Raw genomic sequence first — 5,091 nt, forward strand, 5'->3', positions numbered from 1 at the left:
CTCCAGCTACACCAGCGCCGTGAACAAGCTCAAGGCCCTGGAGTCGCGCTACCCGTTCGGCCGCTATGCCGACCAGGCGCAGCTCGAGCTGATCTACGCCAACTACAAGAACTCCGAGCCCGAGGCTGCCAAGTCGGCCGCCGAGCGCTTCATCCGCCTGCACCCTCAGCACCCGAACGTCGACTACGCCTACTACCTCAAGGGCCTGACCTCGTTCGACCAGGACCGCGGCCTGCTGGCGCGCTTCCTGCCGCTGGACATGACCAAGCGTGACCCGGGTGCCGCGCGTGACTCGTACAACGAGTTCGCCCAGCTGACCAGCCGCTTCCCCAACAGCCGCTACGCGCCAGACGCCAAGCAGCGCATGATCTACCTGCGCAACCTGCTGGCTTCCTACGAAATTCACGTGGCCGACTACTACCTGAGCCGCCAGGCTTACGTGGCAGCCGCCAACCGTGGCCGCTACGTGGTAGAGAACTTCCAGGAAACCCCATCGGTCGGCGACGGCCTGGCGGTGATGGTCGAGTCGTACCAGAAGATGCACCTGGACGAACTGGCCGCCACCAGCCTGGAAACCCTCAAGCTGAACTACCCGGACCACCCGAGCCTGGCCGATGGCGAGTTCCAGCCCAAGCAGACCGAGTCTGACGGCCGTGGCTGGTTGTCCAAGGCCACCCTGGGCCTGATCGAGACCGACGCCCCGCTGCCGCCGGGCGAAACCCGCGCCAACCAGGACGTGGTCAAGCAGTTCCAGGATGCCCGCGACGAGATGCCGCAAGAACTGCTGCCCAAAGACGAAGATGGCAACCCGATCGTGCCGGAAGGCCCGAAAGAAGCCGAGAAAGACCGCTCGTGGTTCAGCTACATGACCTTTGGTCTGTTCGACTGACGCACTGCGGTACATGAAAGGGAGGCCTTGGGCCTCCCTTTTTTATTGTCCGCGTCCTAGACTGTCGGCTTCTTCAATCGACAAGCTGGACACCATGGTTCGCCTACTTTTCTGGATCGCCCTGATCGCCGCCGCGTTCTGGCTGTGGCGCAAGTTCAAAGTCAGCCAGCAGTCGCGCCCCGAAGCGAAGCTCGACGCGCCGCTGCAGATGGTGCGCTGTGCCCATTGCGGCGTGCACCTGCCCAATGACCGCGCGCTTCAGCGCGGCGGTGAGTGGTACTGCAGCCCGGCGCACCTGCAGCAAGGCCCTGGCAAGCAGGGCTGAGTCGGCACTGATAAACGGCTGAGTTGTCTACAGGCCCTCAGCCCAACCGACCCGCCGGCGCATACGGCGCCGGGTCGATGATCGGCTCGGCCCCTGTCAGCAGGTCGGTAAACAATTGGCACGATGCCGGCGCCAGCACCAGCCCGTTGCGATAATGCCCGCAGTTCAACCACAGCCCCGCATGCCCAGGCACCGGCCCGATGTAAGGAATCCCCTCCGGCGACCCAGGCCGCAGCCCGGCCCAGTGCGCCACCACCGTGGCCCCTTCTAGCCCAGGCAGCAACTCGGCTGCAGATGCCTTCAGGCTATCCAGGGCATCGTCGGTCGGGGTCTTGTCATACCCGGCATGCTCCAGCGTGCTGCCCACCAGAATGTGCCCGTCACGGCGCGGGATGGCGTAGCGCCCCTTGGCCAGGACCATGCTCGGCAGGAAGTCTTCGGCACACTTGAACAGGATCATCTGGCCCTTCACCGGCTCCACTGGCAGCTCAAGGCCAAGCGTGCGCAGCAGGTCACCACTCCAGGCGCCGGCACTGAGCACTACCTCATCCGCCACCAGCACGCCATCGGCAGTCTGCACCCCGGTCACCCGACCATCTTGATGAACGAAACCGGTGACCTGGCAGTGTTCGCGCAAGGTCACGTTCGGCAATGCCAGCAGCGCCGCCTTCAGCGACTTCACCAGGCGAGGGTTGCGCACATTGGCCACGCCAGCCATGTAGATGGCCCGCTTGAACCCCGGCCCCAATACCGGCACCGCGTCATAAGCTGCCGAGATATCCACGGCACTCAGCGGCCGCTGCTCGCGCTCGGCCCAGGCCAGGGCTTCGGCCTCGTCGTCCAGGTCCAGCCAGTACAGGCCGGTAGTGTGCACTTCAGGGTCGAGGCCGGTGCTGGCGAACAAACGTTCGCCCAGCTGTGGATAAAAGTCCTGCGACCAGTGCGCCAGGGCGGTCACCGCCGGGCTGTAGCGCCACGGGTACAGCGGCGAGACGATGCCACCGCCGGCCCAGGACGACTCGCGACCGACCTCGCCCTGATCACACACCACCACCTGGCCGACCTTCGCCGCCAGGTTGAATGCCGTCAGCAGACCGATCACCCCGCCGCCGACCACCACTACTTGCTTGCTCATCTGTCGATCCAACACCTGAAGTAAAACCGCGATGCACCGGGCACCATTCAACTTTCAGCTTCCCCAGCAGCGCTCGCTGGCCTCGACGGCACCCGGGTTGCGCTGCACGCCGGCCTGGTCGAGCTGGAAATCACCACAGCGATCCTGCGCCATCAGCCCATGCGGCAGCCGCCGGGCGTGCAGCGTGAAGGTATCGCTGTCGCGCCGGGCCTGCAGGCTGTAGTGGCGGTTACCGTCGGGCAACGCCGGGTTGCCCTCGGCGTATTGGCCGGTGCGCACGCGGTGGCGCTCCAGGCGCAGCGCGGCATCGTGCAACAGGCCAACCACTTCGCTGCGCGCGGCTCGCCGAAGCTGGTCGCTGTAACTGGGGTAGGCAATGGCTGCCAGAATGCCGGTGACGGCCAGCACAATCAACAACTCGATCAGGCTCAAGCCTTGCTGCATGTCAGTCTCCTCTCGCTCTTTGTCGCCAGGTAATGCGCTGGGTCTGGTCGCCGACCACGGCATAGACAGCCTCCAGCACATGCCTTGGCTGAGTGTCGAGGCTCACGGCCGTTACCCGGAACAAGGTGACCTGCTGCCCTGGGGGCATGTGTGCAGCACCGTTGCTGGTACCCAGGTTCTGCAGCTGGAAAAAGCCGGTTGGCGCACGCTGCCATTGCCCGCCCAGATCGTGCGGTCGAGTCGGCGGCAGGCACGCCTTGCAAGAGTCAGGGGGTGCCCGTTGGAGTTCGCCATGCCCAGCTTGCAGGGCCTGCTCGGCCTGCTCCAGCGCCAGCAGGCTGTCGCTCAGGTAACCGGTCATCCGCGTGGCCGTAACTGCGTCGCGCAGGGCTGATGCGGCAAGCAGACCCAGCAACATGCTCAGCACCAAAGCCAGCAACAAGACCACGCCACGCTGCCGGTTCATGGCGTCGATACCGGATTGCGAATCGCCACACTGAGCTCGTGGTGTTGCTCCAGGTGCAAAGCCGGCTCGTACAGCGTCAATTGAAGATCGATCCGTGCCCTGCCCGGCAGCCGTACATGCGTCACTTGCAGCGCGCGCACATGGTCGATCAGGGGCTGGGGGCGATCACGGCGGCGCGTGAAGTACAGGGTCTTGCCCTCGAGATGATAACGGTACCGGCTGACCGGGACCGCCAGAAGCCTGTCGCTGCCTTGCGCGCGCCCCTGGTACACCTTCGCCTCGTTGGTACAGTTGGTCAGCAAGGTCCAGTCCGGATCGCCAGCGTGGCCCGGCAGCTCGGCAACCACCAGGCTCAGGCTTGACGGGCCGACCTCCAGTGGCCGGGCGAAGACCTGATAATTCGCCGGGTCCGGAAAGTCGCCTGGTTTCAGCCGCAGGCAGCCGAACATCCCCGCCATGCGGATATCCTGCGCCATGCGCAATAGCGCCAGCCGGGCATCCTGCTGCATCCGCACTGCCGTACCTTGCAAGCGCCAGGCCTGGTGAGCGGAGGCAAACAGCTGGCTCGCGGCGGTCAGCAGCGTCAACCCGATGGCCAGCGCCAGCAGCAGTTCAAGCAAGCCGAAACCACCCTCTGCGCGCCTCACGGCAGCCGCCGCTCATGCTCGCTGTACGCCGCCATCGCCGCCTGCCCGTCGCGGCGCGCAGTGTCGGTGGCTTGCAATGCCTGAAGCTGGAGAGCCGCCGCCGCGAACAGCCCCACTGCCAAAACCACCACCGCCAACAGCACCTCCAGTAGCGTCATGCCCCGTTGCCTTACGTGCATCCCTGCACCTCCTCGGATTTTTCCTGCAATCAACTTGAACCTGAGCGACTAGACCACCTGCCCAACGATCGTGAAGCTATAGCGAAGCACTTCCACAGGGGAATGCACGGTGAAGCAACGTGGCGTAACACTGATGCAAATGATGACGGCGTTGGCGCTGGCCATCCTGCTGACACAGCTGGGTATGCCGGCCTACGCCAGGTTGAGCGACGACCTGCACAGGGCAGCCGCCGCCCGTGACCTGGCACAGACGCTGCGCAGTGCACGCAGCCATGCGCTGCTGCAAAGCCAGCCTGTGCTGGTGCAGGCGCTGGACGGTAATTGGGGGAATGGCTGGCGGGTAGTGCTGGAGCATAACCAGCAGATGGTGCGCGAACAGCGGCTGGCGCGGCCCCTGAAAATCACCAGCAATCGCGGTGAGCAATTCAAGTTCAGTGCGCAGGGGTTGCCAATGACGCCGAGCAACAGCTGGCTGGGGGTGACGCTGGAAGTGTGCGAACGCTCATCTGCCAACAGCCGTTATCAAGTGGTAATGGCATCGACGGGACGAGTCAACGTGCTTGCAGAGGATCGCAACAATACTCGGTGTGCAGCCTGATAGCCTTGAGTCGACTTTGCTGGCCCTATCGCCGGCAAGCCAGCTCCCACAGGTACAACACAAGCCTTGAAGGCAGTGTTATTCCTGTGGGAGCTGGCTTGCCGGCGATGAGGCCAATACAGGCTTACATTAGATCAGCGAGCGAACCCGCAGCTCTTTGGGCATCGAGAAGGTGATGTTCTCTTCACGCCCGTCCAGTTCCTCGGCGCCGGTGGCGCCCCAGGCCCTGAGCTGCTCGATCACACCACGCACCAGTACTTCGGGGGCCGAGGCGCCGGCGGTGATGCCGATGCGCAGCTTCTGGTCGAACCAGCCACGTTGCAGGTCCTCGGCACCGTCGATCAGGTAGGCCGGGGTGCCCATGCGCTCGGCCAGCTCGCGCAGGCGGTTGGAGTTGGAGCTGTTGGG

Annotated in this window: 8 protein-coding genes and 1 pseudogene; 3 read left to right on the top strand and 6 right to left on the bottom strand. The window is 64.5% G+C overall.

What is annotated here, in order from left to right; translation table 11 throughout:
* On the top strand, positions 1-889 hold an 889-nt coding region (locus tag HP546_RS25620), incomplete at its 5' end, for an outer membrane protein assembly factor BamD (protein ID WP_172231242.1).
* A 94-nt stretch (positions 890-983) separates the two neighbouring features.
* On the top strand, positions 984-1,214 hold the full coding sequence (locus HP546_RS25625; RefSeq protein WP_172231245.1) for a PP0621 family protein: 231 nt from the start codon (positions 984-986) through the stop codon (positions 1,212-1,214).
* Positions 1,215-1,251: 37 nt separating this feature from the next.
* Here HP546_RS25625 and thiO read toward each other — a convergent pair whose 3' ends face one another.
* Genes thiO through pilV form a run of 5 tightly spaced genes read right to left on the bottom strand, consistent with a single transcriptional unit; the run spans position 1,252 to position 4,085 of the window.
* The gene (gene thiO / locus HP546_RS25630) at positions 1,252-2,349 is read right to left on the bottom strand and encodes a glycine oxidase ThiO (RefSeq protein WP_172231248.1); all 1,098 of its coding nucleotides are present in this window, start codon (positions 2,347-2,349) and stop codon (positions 1,252-1,254) included.
* Positions 2,350-2,403: 54 nt separating this feature from the next.
* Complete coding sequence (locus HP546_RS25635) at positions 2,404-2,793, bottom strand: type IV pilin protein (RefSeq protein WP_172231251.1); 390 nt, start codon at positions 2,791-2,793, stop codon at positions 2,404-2,406.
* A 1-nt stretch (position 2,794) separates the two neighbouring features.
* Positions 2,795-3,259 carry a hypothetical protein gene (locus HP546_RS25640; protein ID WP_172231254.1) on the bottom strand — a complete coding sequence of 155 codons (465 nt, stop codon included), beginning with the start codon at positions 3,257-3,259 and terminating at the stop codon, positions 2,795-2,797.
* A complete protein-coding gene (locus HP546_RS25645) occupies positions 3,256-3,906 on the bottom strand; it encodes a prepilin-type N-terminal cleavage/methylation domain-containing protein (protein ID WP_172231257.1) in 651 nt (216 codons plus the stop codon). The genes HP546_RS25640 and HP546_RS25645 overlap by 4 nt, the downstream gene beginning before the upstream one ends.
* On the bottom strand, positions 3,903-4,085 hold the full coding sequence (gene pilV, locus HP546_RS25650) for a type IV pilus modification protein PilV (RefSeq protein ID WP_172231260.1): 183 nt from the start codon (positions 4,083-4,085) through the stop codon (positions 3,903-3,905). Before pilV ends, HP546_RS25645 begins: the two co-directional genes overlap by 4 nt.
* Before the next feature lie 109 nt (positions 4,086-4,194).
* Between pilV and HP546_RS25655 the strand changes: the two genes are divergently transcribed.
* The gene (locus HP546_RS25655) at positions 4,195-4,683 is read left to right on the top strand and encodes a GspH/FimT family pseudopilin (protein ID WP_172231263.1); all 489 of its coding nucleotides are present in this window, start codon (positions 4,195-4,197) and stop codon (positions 4,681-4,683) included.
* A 129-nt stretch (positions 4,684-4,812) separates the two neighbouring features.
* On the opposite strand, the pseudogene ispH reads toward HP546_RS25655, so the two are convergent.
* A pseudogene (ispH, locus tag HP546_RS25660) lies at positions 4,813-5,091 on the bottom strand (4-hydroxy-3-methylbut-2-enyl diphosphate reductase); the annotation flags it as partial.

This window comes from Pseudomonas sp. CM25, from assembly GCF_013179705.1.
GTDB lineage: Bacteria > Pseudomonadota > Gammaproteobacteria > Pseudomonadales > Pseudomonadaceae > Aquipseudomonas.